A 22,175-nucleotide genomic window follows, 5' to 3' on the forward strand; every position below is an offset into this window, starting at 1 on the left:
GAAGCGCACTCTCGCGTGGAGGCGGTGGGCCGGCTCTCCCGGGTCAGGCGTTCTTCTCGCCTAGCAGATCTTGACAACCCAGCCCTCCGGGCCCTCGATCTCGCCGTCCTGGATGCCGGTGAGCGTCTCGCGGAGCTTGGCCATGACGGGGCCCACGTGCTCCATGCCGCTCTCGCCGAAGACGATCTCCTCGTCGCCGTTGACGACCTTGCCCACCGGGCTGATGACGGCCGCCGTGCCGCACATGCCGCACTCGACGAAGGCGCCGCTCGCGACCTCCTCGAACTTGACCGGGCGCTCGACCACGGTCATGCCGAGCATGTCGCGCGCCACCTGCACGAGGCTGCGGCGCGTGATCGACGGCAGGATGGAGTCGGTGTGGCTCTGCGGAACCACGATCGTGCCGTCCTTGGCCACGAACATGAAGTTGGCGCCGCCGGACTCCTCCACGTAGGTGTGGGTCTGCGGGTCGAGGAACATGTTGTCGGCGAAGCCCTCGGCGTGCGCCTGAACGCTCGGGTAGAGGCTCATGGCGTAGTTCAGGCCGGCCTTGATGGCGCCGGTGCCGTGGGGCGCGGCGCGGTCGTACTCGGGGACCTTGACGGCCACGGGCTTGACGCCGCCCGAGTAGTACGGGCCCACGGGCGTCACGAGGATGCGGAACTGGTACTCGGTGGCCGGGGCCACGCCGATGACCTCGCCGGTGGCCACCATGAACGGGCGCACGTAGAGCGTGGCGCCGGAGCCGAAGGGCGGCACCCACGCCTCGTTGGCCTTGACGACCATCTTGACGGCCTCGACGAACTTGTCCTCGGGGAAGGGCGGCATCACGATGCGGCGCGCGGAGTCGGCCATGCGCGAGGCGTTGAGCTGCGGGCGGAAGCACACGATGTCGCCCGACTTGGTGGTGTAGGCCTTGAGGCCCTCGAAGACCTCCTGGCAGTAGTGGAAGATGCCCGCGCACTCGGAGAGCGTGAGGGTGTGGTCGGTGGTGAGGCCGCCCTCCTCCCAGGCGCCGTCCTTGTAGTTGCAGACGTAGCTGTAGTCGGTGGGCTGGTAGGCAAAGCCCAGGCTGCCCCAGTCGATGTCCTTCTTCTCCATGTCTCCCCCTTGGGTCAAACGGCAGATGCGTCCACGATACTCCCGTTGCGCGAGGCGCGGCGCGCGCAGGCGTGAGGTTGTAACAATGCGGGCGGCGAGAAGGGCGCGGGGTCGCGGCGCGCGGGGCCCGAGGCGTACAATCGCTCATCGACAACCGCCGAGAAGAACGAGAGGCACGCCATGCGCATGTTCCGCAACGACTACTCCGAGGGCGCCGCGCCCGAGGTCCTGTCCGCGCTCGTCGCCACCAACGACGAGCAGTCGGCCGGCTACACCGAGGAGGGCGACGCCCATAGCGAGCGCGCCCGCGAGCTCATCCGCGCCGCGTGCGGCCGTGACGACGTTGACGTGGAGTTCTGCGTGGGCGGCACCTCGGCCAACGTCATCGGCGTGACGGGGCTGCTGCGCGACTGGGAGGGTGCCGTCTGCACCAAGGACGCCCACATCAACGTCCACGAGACCGGCGCGGTGGCCGCGTGCGGCCGCACCGTGCTTCCCACCGACGACGCCGACGGCTTCCTCACGCCCGAGGCGGCCGAGCGCGTCTGGCGCTTCCAGACCTCCACGGGCCGCCACATGACGCGCCCCGGCTGCGTCTACATCTCCAATACCACCGAGCTCGGCGGCGTGTGGGACCGCGCGCGCTTCGACGCGATCTGCGACTGGGCCGACTCCCACGACCTGCCGGTCTTTCTCGACGGCGCGCGCCTGGGGTCGGCGCTCACCTCGCCGGCGGCGGGCGGCCTCACGCTGGAGCACGTCGCGGAGCGCTGCGGGGCCTTCTACATCGGCGGCACCAAGAACGGCCTGCTGCTCGGCGAGGCCATGGTCATCTCGCACCCGCGGCTGCGCGAGTCGTTCCCGTTTCTGCAGAAGGAGCGCGGCGGCCTGCTCGCCAAGGGGCGCGTGCTCGGCGTGCAGTTCGAGGCCGCATTCGAGCGGCCGGCCGACGGCGGCGAGGCGCTCTACTGGCGCCTGGCGAGAAGCGCCAACGAGCGGGCGCTGCGCCTGCGCGACGGCCTGGTGCGCCTGGGCTTTGAGCCGTACGGCGACTCGCCCTCCAACCAGCAGTTCTTTGTCATGAGCGCCGCGCAGCGCGACGCCTTCGAGGCGGCGTGCGGCTGCGAGACCTTCTACGAGCTGGGCGAGGGCCGCGTGGTCGCGCGCTTCGTGTGCTCGTGGGCCACGCGCGACGCGGACGTGGACGAGCTGCTCGAGCTGGCCGCGAAGCTGGCATAGCGCGGGCGTCCCAAAGGGGGACAGGTGCAAATTGGGACACGTTGCTCAGTGTCCCAATTTGCACATGTCCCCCTTTGGGACGCCCGCTACAGCGAGAGGCCCACGAACGAGTCGATGACCTCGTCGGCGGCGGACTGGTCCTGGTCGAGCGCGAGCTGGTTGTAGGCGATCGTGTGGCACCCCGACGCGACGGCCGCCGCGGTGCCCGGGGTGGAGTCCTCGAAGGCCACCGCCGCGGACGCTTCCGCGCCCAGAAGCTCGAGCGCGCGCAGGTAGGGCTCCGGGTCGGGCTTGCGGCGGCTCACCATGTCACCGCAGACGACCACGTCGAAGAGGCCCAGGATCCGCAGGCGGTCGAGCGCGGTCAGGATGCAGCGCGCGACGGTGGTCGAGACCAGGCCCACGGCCACGCCGCGCGCCCGCAGGTCCTCGATGAGCTCACGCGCGCCCGGCTCCAGCGCGAGGTCGGCCTCGGCGTAGGTGCGGTAGCAGCCGTCGCGCTCGGCCTCGTAGTCGTCGATCGTGTACGACGACCCGTAGCGCTCGAGGAGCGGCGGCACGGTGACGCGGTCGTCCCCGCCGCTCAGCGAGAAGAGCTCCTCATCGGTGACGGGACAGCCCATGCGGTTCAGGATGCCGCGCACGAGGTCGATGTTCCTCGACTCGGTGTCACAGAGCGTCCCGTCGAAGTCAAAGAGCACGGCCTCGATCCTGCTCGGCCTGGTCATGGGGTCCCCTCTCGCGTCGGCGGGCGTTGCGTGACGCGAGTGTAGCAGAGGTGCCGGCCGACAATCCTAGGCCGGCGATACACGCCCAACCCACATACCAGATAACGTGCTCCACCGACCGACGGCGCACTTGACAGCGAGCGCCCCCCCCCGACGAACATTCAATTCAGTCGTCACCTCGCTCAATCCGAATCAAGGGGGCACCCATGAACAAAAGACTCCGACCCTGTGAAGCTCCGCTCGCCTCGCTGCGACGTTTGTTTGCGGCTCTCGCCATGGTCGCCTGCCTCCTCGCCAGCCCGTTCGCAACAACGCCGGCTCTCGCGGAGGACCAAGCTCCGACCCCAGAACTCACCAACAGCTACTCCCTCGGCCAGCTCGGCTCCCAGCTATTGTTCTGGCTGGTCACCGACGACGGTTCGCATGCCCTGATCGCGACGTGGAAGGACGATTACGACTCATTCGCCCTCTATGCCGTCGACACCACGACGGGTGAGGCCAGCTCCGTCGCCCAGCAGGATACGAACTACTGCACCCCGATACTGCTTTCCAACACCTCCGCCCTCGTCTATGACACCTCAAGCCAAGGCGCGTTTCTCTACGACTTGGAGTCCGGCGAGAAGACCGACCTGCCCGGCCTCACCTTCGAGAGTTCCCCCTATAGGGCCCGGCTCATGGATGGGGGCGACCGTCTCGCGCTGGTGGGGTTTGACGCCTCGTCTGATGACACCATGTATTCCGCGGTCGTCTACGACCTGAAGAGCCAGCAGCTAACCAGCTCCTTCAACGTGACGACAGAGGATGCGCCGATATCCTGCGTGCTGTCCTCGGACGGGTCCACCCTCTACGTGCTCGACGGTGACAGCCCCTATCACGTCGTTGCCTACGACATGGCAACGGGAACCCGGATGCTTGACCAGGCTACGAGCTACTCCGGGGACTCCGGCAGGGCCTTCCTCCAGTTCGAGCTGGAGGATGGGTCACTCGTGGTCAACACGTATCCCAACGACGAGCACCTCGTCGATAGCCAGTACCGACTTGACCCGGAGACCGGCGAGCTCAGCCCCATAATCGACGGCACTCACGACGTGCTCGCCATGAACCAGTCCACCACGAAGCTCGTGTACCTGACCCTCGTCAATCAGAACCTTCCCGCCGACCAGAGCGGCGAGCTCACCTCGGATGACAACCGGGGCGGGACGAGCCTCGCCTCAGTCGACGCCGCCACAGGTGACGTGCTCTACAGCATGAGCCTGCCCACAGACTTCAGCATGCCCGCGAACGGATATGCCTTCGTCTCGCAGGACGGGCGTTACGCGACGATGCTGCATCAGGACTCTGACGATTCGCCGCTGACGCTGCGCACCTATGACGTGAGCACCGGCGCATCGAGCGAGGTCGAGCTCAGCGGCATGGATTCCCAGAGTGTCGAGGGAGTGCTCACGAACGACGACCGGGAGGTTGCGCTCCTGGCCGTGGACGACGACGGTGTCTTCACGCTCTCCACATACGACACGGGATATGGCGGCAACGGACTTTTCTGCAACCCGCTCGTCATCGCGGGAATCGTCGCTGCAGTCGTGGTGGTCGTCGGCATCGCGGTCGTAGTCGTCAGGAGAAGGCGGTGGGCGAGAAGAGCCAAGACCGATGCCCCTGAGTTAACCGGTGCGCACCCCCAGTCCCGCTTCTGCCCGAACTGCGGGCGCGAGCTTGCCAACACTAACGCAAGGTTCTGTCCGAGCTGCGGCCACAAGATCAATTCGTGACCATTTGACAACGGGGACGGAGGCGTGACAATCACCTCCGTCCCCGTTGTCCCACGGCTACTTGGCCAGGCGCGCGGCGAAGTCGGCCAGGGTGCCGGGGATGTCGATCTGCTGCGGACAGACCGCCGCGCAGCTGCCGCAGCCGATGCAGGCGTCCGGGCGCTTGTCCTCGGGCAGCGAGTTCACGCCCATCCGCGCGATGAAGTCGCCCGAGCCGCCCACGATGAGCTGGTTGTAGAGCGACAGCAGGTGCGGGATGTCGAGCCCCTGCGGGCAGTGGCTCGTGCAGTAGTGGCACGCCGTGCACGGCACCGTGCCCTGCGAGGTGAGGTCGCGCGCCACCTCGTCGAGCGCCGTGCGCTCGGCCTCGGTGAGCGGGCGGTCCTCCGCGAAGGTCGCCACGTTCTCGCGCATCTGCTCCATGTCGGACATGCCGGAGAGCGTGACCACCACCTCGGGCACCGACTGCACGAAGCGGAACGCCCAGGCCACGGGCTTCTCGTCCGGCCGCAGCGCGCGGAGCTTCTCGGCGTCCGCCTCCGGCAGGCTGGCAAGCTTGCCGCCGCGCACCGGCTCCATGACCCACACGGGCAGGCCGTGGCGGCGGAGCAGCTCGACCTTGCCGCGCGCATCCTGGAACTCCCAGTCCATGTAGTTGAGCTGGATCTGGCAGAACTCCATGTGCTCGCCGTAGGCGTCGAGGAAGCGCTCCATCACCGGGATCGCGCCGTGCGCCGAGAAGCCCAGGTGGCGGATGCGGCCCGCCTCCTTCTGCTCGAGCAGGTACGGCATGATGCCGTGCGCGGGGTTGAGGTACTCGTCGATGTTGAGCTCGCACACGTTGTGGATGAGGTAGAAGTCAAAGTGGTCGGCGCCGGTCTTCTCGAGCTGCCGCTGGAAGATCTCCTCGACCTTGTCCATGTTGGCGAGGTCATAGCCCGGAAACTTGGTGGCCAGGTAGTAGGAGTCGCGCGGGTGGCGCGCCAGCGCGCGGCCGAGCACGATCTCGGACTGGCCGTCGTGGTAGCCCCACGCGGTGTCGAAGTAGTTGACGCCGCTCTCGAGCGCGTAGTCGACCATCTCGTTGACGGCGTCCTGGTCGGGCGCGGCGTCGTTGCCGTCCACGCACGGCAGGCGCATCGCCCCGAAGCCGAGCGCCGACAGCTTGAGCCCGTTGAAGTCACGGTAGATCATGGCGGTCCCCTCTCCTCGCCAAGTGACGTAACGTCACCAAGTATACGCCCTTCTCCCCGCCAAGAGACGAGACCGACGGTGGCGGCGGGCCCCGGTGACTGACTTCTAAGCGAGAGTTCCGCACCAGCGCACTCTCGCGTGAAGCCAGTCACCGGGGCCCGCCGCCCCCCACCGAGGGGTCCTTCTCGCTACGCGTCCTTCATGATGATGTCGCGCACGATGCCGCTCACGTGGTCGCACGCGTCGAGGCAGAGCTCCATGCGGTCGAAGATCCGCAGCCACGTGACCGCGTACTTGCCGCCGGCCTTCTCCTCGTCGGAGAACAGGCGGCGCAGCGCGGTCTGGTAGACGGTGTCGCCCTCGTCCTCGATGCTGCCCACCGCGAGGGCCTTCTCCATGACCACGCGGTCCTTCTTGTAGTTGGGCAGGTGGTCGATCATCTCCTGCATCTCGCGCACGGCACGGACCGTGAGCTCGGAGATCTGGTTGGCCTCGAGGCGCTGGTCGCTGAGGTTGAACAGGTCCATGCGCACCGCCACGCCATACATCGCGTCGCAGACGTCGTCCATCGCGAGGGCCAGGTCGGAGATGTCCTCGCGGTCGATCGGCGTGATGAACGAGACGTAGAGCTTCTCCATGATGGCCTTCACGCGCTCGTCGCACGTGGACTCGTAGACCTTCATGTGCGGGATGCGGCTCTTGGACTCGGGGAACTCGCAGACGATGTCGTGGTACTCCTCCGCCGCCTCCACGATCAGCGCGGCGAACTCCTTGAGCATCGTGTAGAACTCGTCTTCCTTCTTGATGCGGGGCATGGCGACTCCTTTGGTCGGCGGTCGGTCGGAACGGGGGCGGCGCGCGGCGAGAGGCACGGCGCCGGCGGGACTAGAACAGCACGAGGAACAGCTTGGCGAGGACGAACCCGATGAGGCCGCAGCCCGGGAACGTGAACACCCAGGTGAGGACCATCTCCTTGGCCACGCCCCAGTTGACGGAGCGCGGGTCCTTGGCGGCGCCGGCGCCCATGATGGCGGCGGTCTTGGTGTGGGTCGTGGAGACGGGCAGGCCCGTCAGCGTGGCGATGAGCAGGCTCGCGGTGGCGCTCACGGAGGCGGCGAAGCCCTGGTACTTCTCGAGGCGCACCATCTCCATGCCGACCTTCTTGATGATCTTCTTGCCGCCCACGGCGGTGCCGAGCGCCATGACGCCCGCGCACAGCACCATGATCCAGAGCGGGAAGCCGCCCATGTCGCCCACCGTGAGGTTGAGCGACAGCGCGATGGCGAGCATGGCGGTGGACATGAACTTCTGGCCGTCCTGCGCGCCGTGCATGAGCGCCACGCCCGCGGCGCCGAGCACCTGCATGCGGCCGAAGAAGTTGTTGGCGCGGCGGCGGTCGGCGTTCTTGCAGGCGATGGGGATGATCTTGGAGATGAGCCAGCCGGCGGCGAAGCCCAGCACCGTCGAGAGCACCAGGCCGTAGATGACCTTGATCCATTCGGCGCCGTTGACGCCGTCGAGGCCGCCGGAGACGGCGAGCGCGGCGCCCGTGAGGCCGGCGATCAGCGCGTGGCTCTCTGAGGTGGGGATGCCGAAGGCCCAGGCGCCCACGCCCCAGGCCACGATGCCCACCGTGGCCGCGGCCAGCGCGATGAGCGCGGCGTGCGAGTCGCCGCCGAAGTCCACCATGCCCGAGATCGTGTCGGCCACGGCCGTGGAGATGAACGACATCGCCACGAGGCCCACGAAGTTGCAGATCACGCTCATGATGATCGCGTGGTCCACGTTGATGGAGCGGGTGCCCACCGGCTCGGCGATGGCGTTTGCGGCGTCGGTGGCACCGTTGACGAAGATGGTGCCCAGCACCAGGATCATGACGATCACAAGGAACGGGTTGCTCGACAGGACGCCGAGGAACTGATCGAAGCTAATCAAAGGCGCTCGCTTCCCTTGGCCGATATGTCACGTCTGTGTTAACGCTTGATTAGCATACCGTAAGCTTGCGGGTACCTGACACGAGATGACCGCGCGAAAGCCCCTCGATGGGCGATGGCTTACAAAGAGCTTACATTGCGAGCGTGTGATGGAGGGCACCGCGCGCGGACGCCTCACGGGTATGTACAGTCTTGCCGACTATGTACACCATCCGGAGTGAGGCCGAATACAAAGTTGCAGGTCAAGGGCAGTGGGGTTTATCGCCGACCAGCGATGGGGTGTACATAGTCGGCGGGGGTGTACATACCCGGAACGCGAAGGGCGGCACAGGGCACGAAAAAGGGTCGCCAGGCGAGAAGCCCGACGACCCCGTGCGTTTGGCTGGAGCCAGCTACTAATGTCCTTGCCACACCCCCAGCAGATATTACGATACTCAACAGCTGCGTCGTGATACACCGTCGCAGTAACCGACACCCAGTCGTGGGTGTGGGACTGCTGCCCGGACGAACCGGAGCCGCCACCAGAGGAGCTGATGCCAGAGCCGCCACAGAGACAACATGACCAGGTGAAGGACAGGTTAGCTGTCCTCATGGAGGTGATAAACATGACGAGCAAAGGCTGGCGCATCTTTCAAATCGTTCAACTCGTACTTTTCATATGTTTCAGCGTGTTCCTGTTCGCCAGAACGGTCGACGGACACGGGACTGTTCAGACGTTGGAGATTAGGCTGATTAGCTTCGCCGTGTGGGGAATCTTCTACCTCGGCGTTCTGGTGATAGAGTGGCTGGTTTACATCGTGCGTCATACAAAGAAGTAAAGGTGCTCCGAGCGAAGGGCGTTAGGACACGGCAAGGCAAAAAGAGATCCCTGCAGGGATCTCTTTTTCCTCGGACTTCTCGGTTTGCGTCGCTCTTACTGCCTGCAACATGGGCAGCAGCACCGACCGAGCAGATGGTCGGCCCGCGCCTCCCACACATAGCCGCATTTTGAGCAACACACCTTCACCGGGCTCTTACCGCCAACGTAGCTCTCGAGGTCTATGACGAGCTGCCCGCCACTTCGTGCGGAGACCTTCTCCGCGAAGCGCAAAGCGCGCTTCGCTAGAGCCTGTTCCGGCGTCATTTTTTCGCGCTCGGGCGGGGGAGCTCCGTCCGAGCGCTTCCTGTATGGTCTTGTCATGCGCTCGGGATGACAGACGGGACAGACGCACTTGCCTCCCTTGATGCGAGGGTATGTCTCCTCCCACTCATAGCCACAGACGTTGCAGCGCACGCCAATTGGCTCTTTTGATTTCGTGTAGCTAACAACCTCGATTTCCTCTTTGCCAAGCGCGGCGGTGAGTGAGGTCAGTGCCTTGTCCTTGCGTTTGTCTGGCTTCTCGCCCGGATAGACTCTGACCCGCTTGATGATAAAGGTCGCCTCACCGTTACCCCAACTCATGCCAAGCAGATACGTCTCACGGCCGCGCGCCTCGTAGTACAGCTGCTCCGCATAGCGTTGCGGATCACACGCCGAGGTCTTGATTTCGAGGACGGCGTCGTCGGTTGATAGGTCACATAGGGCCAGGATGCCTAGGGACGTGTCGATGACGAGCTCTTGAGAGGCCACCCTCCTTCCCTTGAAAAGCCCATCTCTGATGAACTCGACAAGCGGCGTCAATTGCCCTCGCATCTGATTAATCATCTCATTTAGATCAGACTCGCTTCGCTTGTCTTCATCGTGGATCGCAGAGACAGACCCATCCTCGTTAAACCTCATGGGTATGAGGCTTACATAGCTCGGCATGTATCCGAGCAACTCGTTTCTAGCAGAGTTCTCGATGAGGAAAGCAGAGTTATCAACCTTCTTAGCACCGAGCATGGTATCGAGAAGATGCTCGACTACCATCCCCGGAAAGTTGGTCTGGAACCGCTTGACTGCCCTTCCCGAAACCGTAAGGCGATAGATTTCCTCGCTATCGCACCTGATGTATGGTCGCTTAACGGCGCGAGAGAGGTTGGGGTACGTTGACAGGTAGCTCACGGGCAGGACGTAACCAGGGTTCAGCACCGATAGCCTCCACATGCCGAAGTACCGACCGTTCTGGACTATCCTCGCGAGAAGGTAGCGCCCGTCTAGCCTCTTGAACAGCTCCCACTCCAGCCTGCAGTCACGCATCCCGTTGTGTACATCCGAGACACCCTCGATGCCAAAGAACGAACACAGGTTGTCCTTCGTGAGGCTTCCGTCAGCGTACCTTGTTGAGCAGATTAGCCGCTTGAAATTGAAGAACTTCATGCGCTCAAAGCCGGAGAGCCCGTGACGTTCGAAGTAGTCGCGTATGAAGCGCGGGTCGATAGGTCCGTAGTGCAGAATCGTCCTCCTGTCGAGCTCGAACTCATCAAACAGCTCGTCAACCTCTCCCTGTGTAAGATGTTTCTTGCCCTGAAGGTCGCCCCCCGTGATGCCGTTAATCTCGGTCGTAAGCACTGCTCTGTTCAGGTCGAGCGGCAGAAACCTGTCGTACTCTTTGCCGTCGTCGGGTTTGAGAATGGATATGGACAGCAGGTCATGCTCCTTGCTCTTGAGGCCATTCGTCTCGACGTCGAGCACGACGTAACTTGCAGATGAGGTGTCAATCTTGCCGATGGCCATGAGCTGCCCCCTTATCTTCGAGCGCCGTACTTTTCGGTCGTTCTGTTAGCATGACGCACAATCGCCGTCGCCTCGTCAATCGTGTAGCATCCCTCGCTACCCATATCGCGAGGCTTGCTGTGAATGAGCGCGTGACAGTTAGGACAGACAGGAACAAGGTCCCTCATCGGGTCGGTCATCGTGGATCCGGAGCGACCCACCTTGTCGTGAAGAGGCGTCAGGTGATGTACCTGTATGACCCCATATGCCCCCCAGCTCTCCACGGGGTCGAACCCGCAGACAACGCACCTCGTTCCCTTGAGCTCAAGGCACCTCTTGCGAGCCTCGGGACTCCTGGCCTGTTCCACCCGTAGGGACTCAACGAGCCGGCTTCCCTCTGAGTACGCCCTGTTCGCGCGCTCCTCAGCCACAAAGTTCTTTACCCCGGAGAATGTGTGGTCGATACCATATCGGTCTAGGACCTTCTGCCAGTCGCGGCACTCCCTAACGCGTGTAAGCTCACGTTCGGCGAGCTCGTCATCGGACATCCCCTCATCCTCGGAGTGCCTGCTGCGGTGCATTACGGCGAAGCCGACTCCGGGCTTCATGCCCTGTTTTCTAACGACGAGTACCGGGAGACACGGGAGGCTAAGTTCGTCGCATACAACCTGGATTCTGCCGAGGGGCGCATCGAAGGTCCTCCATGGGTCGGGCTCCTCGATCTGGAACATCGCCGCCATCCTCCTAGCGAGGTCCCCATAGGTGATGGTGCTGGGCGAGCACTCCATCCAGGTCACCAGTGCTTCGACAACCATGGCATCGAAATCGCCCTTTGCTTTGGCGACCCCCATCACTGATCCCCCCTGTTCGCTCCCCTGAGCGACCAACGGGCAGCGAACTGCGCCGCCTCATCCTTGGTACCGGCCAAAATCCTCCCCCTTACAGAGTGCAAGCCACACTCGTCTCGTTCGATCAGTGCGCGACTACATCCTGCTCCGATGCGCCGGACCTCTGCTTCCAAAACTTGAGGGGGCCAAAGCCCCTCTCTCTTTCCTTGCGCTCGTCAAATTCCACGGCGTTGATGAGGTCTATGTCGAGCGAGACGTCGCACTGGCTCATCGCCCTTACCTCCCGGGCGTGCTTGCCGAGCACGTACGACCTGATGCGCTCCTCCTGCTCCTCGCTAAGCCTCTTGTCGTCGAGCATCCGGGAGAAGGCTGCATAGAACGCCGTCTCCTTGTCCTGAAAGTCCCTTCCGGTCTCCAGCCTGTCGAGCATGAGCGAGAAGTAGTCGTGCATCCCATACTGGATGATGAACCTCTCCTTGATGTCATTCTTGAGGCTCTTCTTTTGCAGGAGCTGCCACGCCTTCAAGGACTGGTACCTGAGGAGGAGCTCTGCAAGCTCGTCGTTCTGCTCTTGGACGACGAGCTTGAGCTCATGGTTCTTCTTCTGGAGTTTCCTCACCTGCTTTTGCAGGGCGTTTATTTCCGGCTGGCGAGCCAGCGCGCCGAGACCAAAACCGACTCCTAGGCCAACCAGACCCGAGACAACTCCTATGACAGGTCCGGCCGTCTTAACCGGGAGCTTCATCTCTCCTCCAACTCGATGGGTTTGTGGCTCAATACTCGCGTGTCACCAGAGGCGCGGGACGCCGAGAGCATGTCGGAGATGAGGGCGTGACGGGCGATTTGCTCGTCCGCGGAGGCGCAGAGGGCGTCCGTCCGGGATTGCAGCTCTCGCGTGCGTCGGGAACTGGCGACAATGAGGTCGCCGTAGGCTTTCGCGAGCTGCGGGACCATCGCGACGTTGATGTACGGGATTCCCCTTTGGCGCGCCGCCCCGACGGCCGCCTGCCCGAAGAAGGCGAGTCCGGTGTCGATGAGCCGTATCTGTGCCCTGCGGACCGGGTCCTCGATTGACCTGGCGGCAAAATAGGCCTTGTTCAGGACGGGGATGAGACCTCCGGAAGCTATGTCCTGGGCCCGAATCGTGAACATGTGCGAGTAGATTTCCTGGGCCCATCTCTTGTCCCCACAGGACTCGACGGACAGCTCCTGCACCCAATCGATGATTCTGTTCCAGGGCTTCCCATTCTCGCGCTCGGTGTCGAGGAGGGAGCTGCCGGGCATGGGCAGACCTTGCAGGGACATCGTGTCGGCCACGAGGTGACGGACCGCTTGGAGGATTCCCATCAGGCCCCTCTGCTCGTACATGAGCGCAAAGGGATTGTGCGGCATGATGCCCTTCCCGAAAGCAAGCACATCATGGCCGAACAAGAGCCTGTGGAACATCACGTATGCCCGCTCGCCGTTCCTCCCGACGAAGCCTTCGCCTGGAGAGTAGACATCCAGTGCATCGCCCTTGTGGTAGAGGAGCGCTCCGAGCATCCTCTGGACGACGTCATAGTCGCCAGGCTTGCCAGATGCCGAGTCGTGAACCCGAGCGAGCCATCCCTCAATCTCCTCGTTCGTCGAGGCAAGGATGCCCACGAGTCCGACGGCAAGCGCGAAGCAAAAGTCAAATGTGTCCAAATCGGGCTGAATCTCATCAACGTCAAACTCGTCTGAAGCAGCGTCGGCAACGGAGGCTTCAACCTGCTCTTCAACCAAGGCCAGGCTTCGAGCATATGCCAGCCCATCATGCGAGGTATTAGTCATATCACGACACATCCAAGGAAAGCGACGGGTCCAGAGGGGTGATGTAAGAAGCGTGCAAACCCAGTATATCTAGGAGCACAGGAGAGAGACCCCCTATCAACCCAACGGCGGGTTTTCAACCCTTCCCGCAGCCTACGGGTTAGTCGCAGGACCCTCCGGCTGCGGAAAGCGCTGAAAACCCTCGTCCCCGCATGTCGTTTTCCTTGTGTTTGTGGTCTGTGTGGATTCCTCCATAGAATCCACTTTCACCCCAAATTCACCCCTCATAGGCAGATGCGGTAACAGATAAAGAAAAAGGCCAGAAGCCAAAAGGCTCCTGACCTGGTATTTGGCTGGAGCCAGCTACCAGACTCGAACTGGTGACCCCCGCTTTACGAGAGCGGTGCTCTACCAACTGAGCTAAGCTGGCGTGTCAGCGGCTAACTACTATACGGGAACGCCCGTCGCGGCGCAAGCGCCGTTTTTCTCGCCCGGCGAGGCATCTGGGTGCCGCCGCCCTTCTCGTCGTCCCATTAACACGCAAAAAATGATTTCATGTTCATATAATCGCTGGATTAAGGTTTGTGAATGTCAGATTTTGCGGGTTAATGGCCGGCGAGAAGACCGGCGCGCCGGGAGGAGCAAGGGACAAGAGAGGCGTCGGTCGAGAAGGGTGCCGAACGCGAAAGGCGGCACGGCGAGAAGCGCGCCCGCGCCCCCTACAGCAGGCGCAGGACGCCGCGGACCAGGCGCTCGAAGTCGTCGGCGCGCTCGCCGGCCGCCGCGAGCACGCTGTCGTGCGAGGTCCCCGACGCGCCCGCCTCGTTGGCGGCCAGCGTGAGCCCGAGCGCGTGCATCCCGAGCGCCCGCGCCATGATGACCTCGCACACCGTGGACATGCCCACGTACGACACGCCCAGCGCCCGCAGCGCCGCCACCTCGGCTGGCGTCTCGAAGCAGGGCCCGAGCACGCCCGCGTAGACGCCCTCCCCCACCTCGATGCCGGTGTCATCGGCCACGCCGCGCGCCAGCGCGCGCAGATACGGCGAGTACGCCTCGCCCATCTCCACGAACGGGCTCTCCACGTCGCGCAGTCCGTCCCACTCGGCGAGCGGGTTGCGCCCGGTGAGGTTGACCTGGTCGGTCAGGATGCCGAGCCCGAGCCCCGCCATGCCGGGCACGGCGCCCGTGGCGCACGCGAAGATGATATCGCGGCAGCCCAGGTGGTGCGCGTGGCGCACGAGCGCAGTCACCTCGGCGGCGGAGTAGCCCTGGTAGAGGTGGATGCGTCCGGGGTAGACCACCACCGGGACGTCGTCGATCGTGCCCACGGTGGCCTCGAAGCGGTGCCCCGCCACCGGACGCGCGTCCGTCGGGAAGCCCTCCACGTCACGATAGTCGATCCGGCGCACGGGGCGCACCAGCGAGGCCAGGTGCCCCAGGCCGCTCCCCAGCACGATCGCCACGGGGTGCTCGACGCTGGGCTTGCAGTCCCTCACGACGTCCTCGCTGACCACGCAGACCCCCTCCTTCTTGAGGCGCTCGGCAAAGGTGCCGTCGCCCGCCACGAGCCGACCGGTGTAGGTCCCATCGTAGACGAGCCCGCTGCCGCACGAGGGGCTCTTCGCCTTGAGAACGGCGAGCGCGACCCCCGAGCGGTCGACGAGCGCCCGGCAGCGCTCCGAGCCCCGCTCGAACTCCGCGGTCACGTCCGTCCCGTCGGCGAGAAGGACCCGCCCGCCCGAGCGCTCCGCCGGCGGCCGCGGCCGCTTGAGGCCGCCCGCCGTCTCGGGGCACACCCGCAGCGGCTCGACCTTCTTGGCCAGCTCGATCACCTCATCCACCGGCTTGGAGCCGCCGTCGTAGCGCACGGTGTCCCCGAGCAGGCACGCACTGAACGCGACCCGCATCGCGCCCTCCCTACTCGGCCAGCGAGCCGAGTTGCATGCTCGCGCCGGACAGCAGGGCCGAGGTGTAGGCGCCCCACTGGTCGCTCACCTGCGTGTAGGCGCTCTGGTAGGCGCTCGCGGCCACGCCGTAGGCGGCCTCGGCGGCCTCGTAGGTGGCGCCGGCCGACGAGATGTCGTAGCCCGAGAGCGCGGCGTAGTAGGGGCCGTCGGTGCGCGCCCACGTGTCGGCGTCGGCGTCCCACTCGTCGCCCGCGAGGCCGATCACGTAGCTCGCGTAGTCGGCCGTGGGCACGTCCTCCTCGCCCTCGGCGGGCGCCGTGGGCTCGGTGGGCTGCGCGGGCAGCGTGGTGTCGCAGACCTCGTCCTGCAGCTTGCGCATGAGCAGCGTCTGCTCGATGGTGGAGCGCACGGCGTCCTCGGACATGCCGTAGGTCGAGGCCATCGACGCCAGGTCGTCGGTCCCGAAGTTCTGGGCCGCGAAGTCGGAGATCTCGTCGTCCGACACCGTCAGCCCGCGGTCGCGGGCGTCGGCGACGATGAGCTTGTTCTGCACGTAGGAGAGCACGTCCCGCGCGCCCGGCACGTCGTAGGTGCCGTCGTCGTTGGCCGTGAGCTCGCCGCCGCCCGCCAGCTCCTCGAGCACCTCGCGGGCGGTGACGTTCGTGGTCTGGCCGCCGACCGTGTAGGTGGCGACCGTGCTGTCGAGCTCGCCGGCCGAGAGCGTGGTGCGGCCGTTCAGCGACACCGACCCGGCGCCCCCGAGCAGGAAGTGCCCGGCGAGCACGCCCACCACGAGCACGACCACGCAGATCGCGACCCATGCCTGCACGGGCAGCCCGGCGAGCCCCGTCGCGCGCGGCGCCGGCTCGTCGCCGTCAGCGACGTCGTCGGCGCGCTCGGCGAGGTCCCTCTCGTCCCGGTCCTTCTCGTCCGCGTCTTTCTTGGCCATGGCTCCTCCTAGAGCTCCTGAAGAATCTCCTGCGAGAACGACTTGATGTAGCCCGAGCCGCTCTCGGCGTCAAAGCGCACGCGGTCGGCCAGCGCCGCGCGCGTGGCGTCCGACGCCGAGCCGCGCGCGAGCCCGAGCAGCGCCGCGAGCATGTCGCGGTACTCGGCGTCGCCGTGGTAGCACTGCACGGCCTCGTCGATCAGCGGCCAGGCCTCGTCGGAGCGCTCCGGCGAGCTGGCGGCGTAGCGGCACAGGAACACGAACGCGGCGAGGCGCACCGTGGCCGACGCGTCGTCGAACAGCGACGCCTCGGCACCGTCGAAGGCACCGGCCACCGCGTCGGCGTTCACTTCGGCCACCGCCGAGAGCGCGTCGAGCACCTCCCAGCGCGTCTGCGCCTCGGGCCGCTCGAGCGCGTCGATCAGCTCGTCCACGTGGGCGACCAGCGCGCCCGGGTCCTCGCGGGCCAGCGTCGCGAGCTCGTGCGCGACCTCCTGGCGCCGCCGGCGGCTCGAGCCCGACAGCTCCTCGAGAAGCTCCGCGAGACGTCCCTCGTCAATCCCTGCCATGTTTCCTCCCTACTCGCAGAACCCGTCGACCACGGCCGTGCCGCTCTTGGGGTCCTGGTGGATCTCGATGAAGCCGAGCTTGGACGCCTCGCGCAGCAGCGCCGTGAACGAGCGGTAGCCGTACGAGGACTCCGAGAACTGCGGACGCTTGCGCTTCATGGTGTCCTTGAGGCGCGACGCCAGGATGAAGCTGTCGCTCTCGCGCTGCAGCGCGTCGATGGTCTCGAAGAGCAGCTGGTAGCACTCGTGCTTCTCGCGGGGCACCTTGGCCGTGAAGTCGGGCACGCCCGCGGCGCGCGTGAGGTCCTCGTAGAAGATGAACTCGTCGCAGACCTCGGTGAGCAGGCTGCTCGTGGCCTCCTTCATGCCCACGCCGATCACCGTCTTGCCGAACTCCTTGAGCTTGGAGACGAGCGGCGAGAAGTCCGAGTCGCCCGAGAGGATCGCGAAGGTGTCGATGTGGTCCTTGGTGAGGCAGATCTCCATGGCGTCCACCGCGAGGCGGATGTCGGCGGAGTTCTTGCCCGTGTAGGCGCGGTCCGGGATCTCGATGAGCTCGATGCCGAGCTCGTGCAGGGGCGTCACGGCGTCGGAGAAGCGCTGCCAGTCGCAGTAGGCGCGCTTGGCCGTGACGCGGCCCTTGTCGACGAGGCGCTCGATGATGAGCTTGACGTCGGGCATGGGGCCGGGCTCCTGGTGACCGTTGCGCTTGCGGCGGCCGGTGCCCAGGGCCAGGTTCTCGTAGTCGATGAGCACCGCGATGGAGCTCTGGTTGGATGTGGTCTCGTTCATGTGCTAGTGACGCTTTCCTTTCGTCTTGGTGGCGGCGTTGCGGCGCGCGCGGCGCGCGGCCTCGGCCCCCTCGGGGTCCTCGGCGCGCTCGACCTGGTCCTTGTTCACGCGGAAGTAGGTGTCGACCTTGTGCCAGGGGCCCACCGACTCGCCGAAGTTGAGCTTGAGCCCGGCGACGATGCCCGCTACCAGACCGATGGCGAGCGCGATGAGCGCCGGGAAGGGCGTGAGGTTGACCACGACCACCGACACGGCGCCCGCGAGAAGGACCACCGCGTTGTGGACCCAGTAGTCGCGGCGCGTGACGCAGCGCGGCGCGAGGCGCTCACCGACGCCCACACCGGTGACGATGCCGAAGAGGAACAGCATCAGCGCGAAGACCGCGCCCGCGAAGGCGTCCACGCTAGCGGTCCTCGTGGTGGCAGCGGCAGCCGCCGTCGTGGTCGTGGTGGCCGTGGCCGCCGCAGCACTCGTGGTCGCCGTCGTGGTCGTGGTGGTGGCCGCCGCAGCACTCGTGGCCGTGGTCGTGGTGGCCGCAGCACTCGTGGCCGTCGCCGTGGTCGTGGCCGCAGCCGCAGCCGTCCTCCCCGTCGTCGGCGTACTCGTCGCGGTCGAGCAGCGACCAGTCGAGACCCGCGGCCGCGCAGGTGGCCTCGTCCTGGTACAGCAGGGTCAGCGCCTGCGTGCCCATGCGCGCGCCACCGATCTGGCAGAGCATGTCGAAGAGCGTGAAGGCCGTCTCGGCACCGGGCAGCGTGATGTCGAGGTCCTCCGAGCGACGCAGCGCCAGCGCGATGTCCTTGCGCAGGTGCTCGACCATGAAGCCGGGCTTGTAGTCGCCGGCCAGCGAGCGCGGCGCCAGGGTGCGCGAGGCGCCCGAGCCGCCGGTGCCCGACGCCATGACCTCGAGGACCTTCTCCTGGTCGATGCCGGACTGCTCGGCGAGCGCCAGCGCGTCGGCGTAGCCGAGCATGCACGAGGCGAGGCTCACCTGGTTGCAGAGCTTGGCCGTCTGGCCGCCGCCCGGCTGGTCGAAGTAGAAGATCTTCGACGAGAAGGACTCGAGCACCGGCAGCACCGGCGCGGCCTCGGCCTCGGAGACGCCGGCGATGAGCGTGAGGGTGCCGTCGATCGCGCCCTGCTCGCCGCCCGTGACCGGGCAGTCGAAGGCGTGCTTGTCCTCGACCTCGGCCGCGTCGTGGATGTCGCGGGCGAGCTGCGGGGAGCTCGTGGTGAGGTCGATGAGCCACGCGCCCCTCTTGGCGGCGCGGATGAGGCCGTCGGTGGCGAGGTAGACGTCCTCCACCTCGGAGGGGTAGCCCACCATCGTGAGGACCACGTCGGCGTCGGCCGCGGCCTCGGCCGGGCTGTCGGCCCAGTGCGCGCCGCGGGCGAGCAGGCCCTCGGCCTTGGAGCGGGTGCGGTTGTGGACGGTGAGGTCGAAGCCGGCGTCCATGATGTGGCCGCCGATGGGGGCTCCCATGATGCCGCAGCCGATGAGGGCGACGCGGCGAACGTGCGCGTTGGTCATGCTGGACGAATCCTTTCGCCGGATGAGCGCTGACAGAGTTTCGCAACCTCTCATGATAGGGCGTGGCGCGGCCGGATGCCAAACGCGCGCCCCCGCGGGAGCGCGCGTTGACAAAACCTCCGCCGAACCGTCAGGGGCCCTTCAGGGCACGGACCCGCCGCTAGGGGCGGGTTCCGCGGACCTTGCGGGCGATGCGGTCGGTAAGCGAGGTGGCCTCGCGCCGGTCCCTGCCCCAGAACACCACGGCCACCATGCCCGGGCCCACGTGCGCGCCCACGACCGGCGAGACGGAGCTGAAGATGATCGGCACGTCGGCGCAGCCGGGCTCGCGGCGGATCTGGTCGGCGAGCCAGCGGGCGTCCTTCTCGGCGTCCGTGGAGACGATGCCGATGGGCAGGCGCTCGTCCCCGCCCTGCTCGCCGAGGTAGTTGGCCTTGAAGTCGGCGATGATGGCGCGCAGGGCCTTCTTGCGGCCACGGCACAGGCCCCGCAGGGTGAGCGCACCGTTGAGGTCGTAGGAGAGCTCGGGCTTGACGTCGAGCTTGCCGCCCACGTTGGCCGCCGCCGGCGGGATGCGCCCGCCGCGGGCCAGCGCGTCGAAGGACTCGAGCGTGAAGTAGCCCTGGATGTAGTAGCGCGCCTCCTCCGCCCAGGCCACGAGCTCCCTGGCCGTGAGGCCGCTCGCCGCCTGGTGGACCGCCTCGATGGCGAGAAGCTCGGCGGCGGCCGACGGGCAGAGGTTGTCGACCACGTAGAGCTCGAAGCCCGGGTGGTCGGCGAGGACCATCTCGGCCGCCTGGCGCGCGGCGTCCACGCTCGACGAGAGGCCGCGCGTGAAGGCCAGGTAGACCGTCGGGGTGCCCCGCTCGGCGGCGCGCTCGAAGACCTCGAGGTAGTGGCCCGGCGTCACGGCGGCGGTGGTGGCGTACTCGCCGGCGCGCATGCGGCCGTAGAACTCCTGCGGCGTGGTCGAGCGCCAGAGGTCGTCGGCGTGCTCCTCCCCGCCCATGACGTAGGAGAAGCTCACCACCTCGACGCCGAGCGCCTCGGCAACCTCCGGCGCGAAGTCGGCGCAGGAGTCCACGATGATGTGCACGTTGGAGCGCTGGTGGTAGGCGCGCCCCAGGCGCTCGGCCTCCTGGGAGGCCTGCGCGTTGTCGGCCACGGGAGCGGCCCCCTCCCCGGGGGCCGCCTCGTGCTTCTCGTTAGTGCTGGGTTCCCGCTGGGTGCTGGCGCTACTCATTCTCCTCCTCGATCTTGGGCTTGATGATGCCGTAGCCGCCGTTCTTGCGGTGGTAGATGACGTTGATGAGCCCCGTGGTGGCATTGGTGAAGACGTAGAAGTCGTGGCCGATGAGGTCGGTCTGGACGAGCGCCTCCTCCTCGGTCATGGGCACGAGGTCGATGTACTTCTCGCGCACCAGCTGGTCGTCGTCGGTCTCGTCCGGGCCCGGCTCGATGAGGGCGGCGAGGTCCTCCTGGGTGACGGTGCCGGCCTTGGCCTGCTGCATGCGCTGGCGGCGGTCGATGACGCGCGTCTTGTACTTGCGCAGCTGGCGGGTGACCTTCTCGGCCGCGTCGTCGATGGCGGCGTACATGTCGTCGGAGCTGGCGACCACGCGCACCACGTTGTCGCGCACGAACACGGTGACCTCGCAGGCCTTGCGCTCGGGGTTGGAGGGGTTCTTGTCAACGCGCAGGACCACGTCACAGGTCATGGGCTTGATGTCGAACACCTTGAGCGCGTTGCCGACCTTCTCCTCAACGTGCGCGCGCAGGGAGTCGGAGACGCCGACCTTGCGACCCGAGATCTTGATGTCCACCATGCGAACCTCCTTACGTCGTGACGCGGGGGCGCGACCCAGCGGGCGCGCCTCCCCTGTCCTGAGACCTTGATACCCACTCTCGGGAGCGAGAGACGCCAGAGGGGCGACGAGCGGGCGGAGCTACTCGGCGGACGCGTCGGTGGCCGTTGCGTCAGCGGCGTCGGTGGTGGCGGCGTCGGCTGCCGCGGCGTCGGTGGTGGTGGAGTCGTCGGTAGCCTCATCGTCGGCGGGCGCCTCGTCCGGGCGCTCGGTGAGGCCCGTCACGCGGGTCTCGGCCGTGAGGGTCGGCAGCGCGCCCACCCAGCGCGCGCGGGCCACGTCGCCCACGCCGTTGGTCTGGATGTCCTGCAGCGCGCTGGTCACCGCCGCCTGGAGCTCGCCGGACGGGACGGCCACGCCCGCCGTGACGGGGTCGTCGAGCGTGCCCGCGAAGGACGCGTCGGAGAGGGTCGCGGCGAGGTAGGCGCCCGCGTAGGCGTCGCAGGCCACGTAGTCGACCTCGCCGGCCTCGAGCGCGTCGAAGGCGTCGTTGAGGTTGGCGTAGGGGCTCTGGGTGATGCTCAGATCGTAGTCATCGAGCAGGGAGGCCGAGACCGAGCCGGCCTGCACGCCCACGGTGGCGCCGTCGAGGTCGGCGGCGTCGATCGGCGCGGTGACGCCGCCGGTGGTGAAGAGCCCCGTGGCGGACTGGGCGTAGCCGCCCGCCACCGTGGCGTCCCCGGCGTCGGCGTCCTCGACGCCCATCACCACGTCGCAGGTCCCGTCGAGGCCGCCGGCCACGTTGGGCACCGAGACGAACGAGACCCTCGAGAGCCCGAGCGCGTCGGCGAGCGCGAGGGCGGTGTCGACGTCGATGCCGGAGGGCGTGCCGTCGTCGGCGGTGATGACGAGCGGTGCCGTCTGCGTGGCGAGAAGCCCCACCGTGAGGGTGTCGGGCTCGACCAGCGCGTCGCTGGTGACCACCGGGGCGAGCGCGGCGCGCCGGTCGGCGAGCGCCTCCTCCACCGAGGGGGTGCCCACGAAGTCGTCGAGGCTCACGGGCCCTACCGAGCAGCCCGTGAGCGCGCAGGCCGCGACCAGCGCGGCCGCCGTGGCGAGCCCGTGTGCGTGGATGTGCCGGCTCCGGTGCTGCATGATGTCTCCTTCTCGCCCTGGCCTCTGCGTCCTCTCGCTCCGGCCTCCGTGTCCCCACCCAGCTGACCTGGTCTTTGCCCCCACACTCGCGCACCGGGGACGTCGCTTGCGGCGCCGCGGCGCCTCCACTCTTGCCCCTCTCGCCCGCGAGGCCAGATGCCTCTCGTCTGACGGGAGGTGCGACTTACCTCTAGGAAGAGCCATGATCGCCCGGAAGCGCACGCCCAGGCTTACGCGGACCCCTTTGCC

At 66.4% G+C, this 22,175-nt stretch carries 21 protein-coding genes and 1 tRNA gene; 3 read left to right on the forward strand and 19 right to left on the reverse strand.

Annotation, left to right across the window (positions count from 1 at the left end; genetic code table 11):
• Window positions 1–60: 60 nt before the first annotated feature.
• Window positions 61–1,101, reverse strand: a complete 1,041-nt coding sequence (locus ACWTSU_RS08795) for a branched-chain amino acid aminotransferase (protein WP_455139812.1) — start codon at window positions 1,099–1,101, stop codon at window positions 61–63.
• Window positions 1,102–1,281: 180 nt separating this feature from the next.
• Here ACWTSU_RS08795 and ACWTSU_RS08800 point away from each other — a divergent pair, with 180 nt between their 5' ends.
• Window positions 1,282–2,340, forward strand: coding sequence for a threonine aldolase family protein (locus ACWTSU_RS08800; protein WP_455139814.1), 1,059 nt, complete (start codon window positions 1,282–1,284; stop codon window positions 2,338–2,340).
• Window positions 2,341–2,426: 86 nt separating this feature from the next.
• Here ACWTSU_RS08800 and ACWTSU_RS08805 read toward each other — a convergent pair whose 3' ends face one another.
• Window positions 2,427–3,068: an HAD family hydrolase gene (locus ACWTSU_RS08805; protein WP_455139816.1), complete on the reverse strand. Its 642-nt coding sequence runs from the start codon at window positions 3,066–3,068 to the stop codon at window positions 2,427–2,429.
• 206 nt (window positions 3,069–3,274) lie between these two features.
• On the opposite strand from ACWTSU_RS08805, the gene ACWTSU_RS08810 reads away from it, so the two are divergent.
• Window positions 3,275–4,834 carry a zinc-ribbon domain-containing protein gene (locus ACWTSU_RS08810; RefSeq protein ID WP_455139818.1) on the forward strand — a complete coding sequence of 520 codons (1,560 nt, stop codon included), beginning with the start codon at window positions 3,275–3,277 and terminating at the stop codon, window positions 4,832–4,834.
• Window positions 4,835–4,891: 57 nt separating this feature from the next.
• Here the strand turns inward: ACWTSU_RS08810 and ACWTSU_RS08815 are convergent, their stop codons facing one another.
• The 3 genes from ACWTSU_RS08815 to ACWTSU_RS08825 form a co-directional block, all read right to left on the reverse strand.
• Window positions 4,892–6,028, reverse strand: a complete 1,137-nt coding sequence (locus tag ACWTSU_RS08815) for an aldo/keto reductase (RefSeq protein WP_455139820.1) — start codon at window positions 6,026–6,028, stop codon at window positions 4,892–4,894.
• Window positions 6,029–6,216: 188 nt separating this feature from the next.
• A complete protein-coding gene (locus ACWTSU_RS08820) occupies window positions 6,217–6,843 on the reverse strand; it encodes a DUF47 domain-containing protein (protein WP_455139822.1) in 627 nt (208 codons plus the stop codon).
• Between the two features lie 70 nt (window positions 6,844–6,913).
• Window positions 6,914–7,963, reverse strand: coding sequence for an anion permease (locus ACWTSU_RS08825; protein ID WP_455139824.1), 1,050 nt, complete (start codon window positions 7,961–7,963; stop codon window positions 6,914–6,916).
• 532 nt (window positions 7,964–8,495) lie between these two features.
• On the opposite strand from ACWTSU_RS08825, the gene ACWTSU_RS08830 reads away from it, so the two are divergent.
• The gene (locus ACWTSU_RS08830) at window positions 8,496–8,780 is read left to right on the forward strand and encodes a DUF3923 family protein (RefSeq protein WP_455139826.1); all 285 of its coding nucleotides are present in this window, start codon (window positions 8,496–8,498) and stop codon (window positions 8,778–8,780) included.
• A gap of 95 nt (window positions 8,781–8,875) precedes the next feature.
• On the opposite strand, the gene ACWTSU_RS08835 is transcribed toward ACWTSU_RS08830, so the two are convergent.
• The 14 genes from ACWTSU_RS08835 to ACWTSU_RS08900 all read right to left on the reverse strand — a co-directional run bounded on the left by ACWTSU_RS08835 (window position 8,876) and on the right by ACWTSU_RS08900 (window position 21,926).
• A complete protein-coding gene (locus ACWTSU_RS08835) occupies window positions 8,876–10,597 on the reverse strand; it encodes a 3'-5' exonuclease (protein WP_455139828.1) in 1,722 nt (573 codons plus the stop codon).
• Between the two features lie 11 nt (window positions 10,598–10,608).
• The gene (locus ACWTSU_RS08840; protein WP_455139830.1) at window positions 10,609–11,430 is read right to left on the reverse strand and encodes an HNH endonuclease; all 822 of its coding nucleotides are present in this window, start codon (window positions 11,428–11,430) and stop codon (window positions 10,609–10,611) included.
• Between the two features lie 118 nt (window positions 11,431–11,548).
• Window positions 11,549–12,169, reverse strand: coding sequence for a hypothetical protein (locus ACWTSU_RS08845; RefSeq protein WP_455139832.1), 621 nt, complete (start codon window positions 12,167–12,169; stop codon window positions 11,549–11,551).
• On the reverse strand, window positions 12,166–13,188 hold the full coding sequence (locus ACWTSU_RS08850; protein ID WP_455139834.1) for a hypothetical protein: 1,023 nt from the start codon (window positions 13,186–13,188) through the stop codon (window positions 12,166–12,168). The genes ACWTSU_RS08845 and ACWTSU_RS08850 overlap by 4 nt, the downstream gene beginning before the upstream one ends.
• Window positions 13,189–13,569: 381 nt before the next feature.
• Window positions 13,570–13,645, reverse strand: a tRNA-Thr gene (locus ACWTSU_RS08855).
• Between the two features lie 289 nt (window positions 13,646–13,934).
• On the reverse strand, window positions 13,935–15,125 hold the full coding sequence (locus ACWTSU_RS08860; protein WP_455139836.1) for a purine-nucleoside phosphorylase: 1,191 nt from the start codon (window positions 15,123–15,125) through the stop codon (window positions 13,935–13,937).
• Window positions 15,126–15,135: 10 nt separating this feature from the next.
• Window positions 15,136–16,074 carry a hypothetical protein gene (locus ACWTSU_RS08865; RefSeq protein ID WP_455139838.1) on the reverse strand — a complete coding sequence of 313 codons (939 nt, stop codon included), beginning with the start codon at window positions 16,072–16,074 and terminating at the stop codon, window positions 15,136–15,138.
• A gap of 8 nt (window positions 16,075–16,082) precedes the next feature.
• A complete protein-coding gene (locus tag ACWTSU_RS08870) occupies window positions 16,083–16,643 on the reverse strand; it encodes a hypothetical protein (RefSeq protein ID WP_455139840.1) in 561 nt (186 codons plus the stop codon).
• A gap of 9 nt (window positions 16,644–16,652) precedes the next feature.
• Complete coding sequence (locus ACWTSU_RS08875) at window positions 16,653–17,435, reverse strand: NYN domain-containing protein (protein WP_455139842.1); 783 nt, start codon at window positions 17,433–17,435, stop codon at window positions 16,653–16,655.
• Between the two features lie 3 nt (window positions 17,436–17,438).
• Window positions 17,439–17,837 (reverse strand): hypothetical protein, encoded by a 399-nt coding sequence (locus ACWTSU_RS08880; protein WP_455139844.1) that lies wholly within the window; start codon window positions 17,835–17,837, stop codon window positions 17,439–17,441.
• Window position 17,838: 1 nt separating this feature from the next.
• A complete protein-coding gene (locus tag ACWTSU_RS08885) occupies window positions 17,839–18,966 on the reverse strand; it encodes an NAD(P)-dependent oxidoreductase (RefSeq protein ID WP_455139846.1) in 1,128 nt (375 codons plus the stop codon).
• A gap of 160 nt (window positions 18,967–19,126) precedes the next feature.
• A complete protein-coding gene (locus tag ACWTSU_RS08890) occupies window positions 19,127–20,209 on the reverse strand; it encodes a DegV family protein (protein WP_455139848.1) in 1,083 nt (360 codons plus the stop codon).
• Window positions 20,202–20,792, reverse strand: a complete 591-nt coding sequence (gene hpf, locus ACWTSU_RS08895; protein WP_455139850.1) for a ribosome hibernation-promoting factor, HPF/YfiA family — start codon at window positions 20,790–20,792, stop codon at window positions 20,202–20,204. Before hpf ends, ACWTSU_RS08890 begins: the two co-directional genes overlap by 8 nt.
• A 120-nt stretch (window positions 20,793–20,912) precedes the next feature.
• Window positions 20,913–21,926, reverse strand: a complete 1,014-nt coding sequence (locus ACWTSU_RS08900; RefSeq protein WP_455139852.1) for a substrate-binding periplasmic protein — start codon at window positions 21,924–21,926, stop codon at window positions 20,913–20,915.
• Between the last annotated feature and the right edge of the window lie 249 nt (window positions 21,927–22,175).

The organism is Thermophilibacter sp., assembly GCF_966187215.1.